The organism is Bacillus sp. SIMBA_154 (assembly GCF_046536015.1).
Taxonomy (GTDB): Bacteria; Bacillota; Bacilli; order Bacillales; family Bacillaceae; genus Bacillus; species Bacillus pumilus_P.
Window position 1 is genome coordinate 1 of record NZ_JAWJBV010000230.1, and the last position, 275, is coordinate 275.

At 60.7% G+C, this 275-nt stretch carries 1 protein-coding gene; it reads left to right on the forward strand.

The features are described from left to right. On the forward strand, positions 1 to 275 hold a 275-nt coding region (locus R0K30_RS21835), incomplete at both ends, for a thiolase family protein (protein WP_486304028.1).

Below are 275 nucleotides of genomic sequence, written 5' to 3' on the forward strand. Positions count from 1 at the left end.
GCTGGCTTTTACGACGACGAAATCCTTCCTATCGAAATCAGAGGGCGCAAGGGCGCTGCGGCGACGGTGGCTGAGGACGAACATCCACGTGGGGAGACCACTATTGAAGGCTTGCAAGCCTTGAAAACGCTATATGCCGATGGCGTCGTGACAGCCGGAAATGCCTCCGGTGTCAATGATGGAGCGGTCGCGCTGCTGGTGGGCTCACGCAGCGCAGGCAAGCGGCTCGGTTTGCGACCACGCGCTCGTGTGCTCGCTGGGGCAGTTTCCGGAAT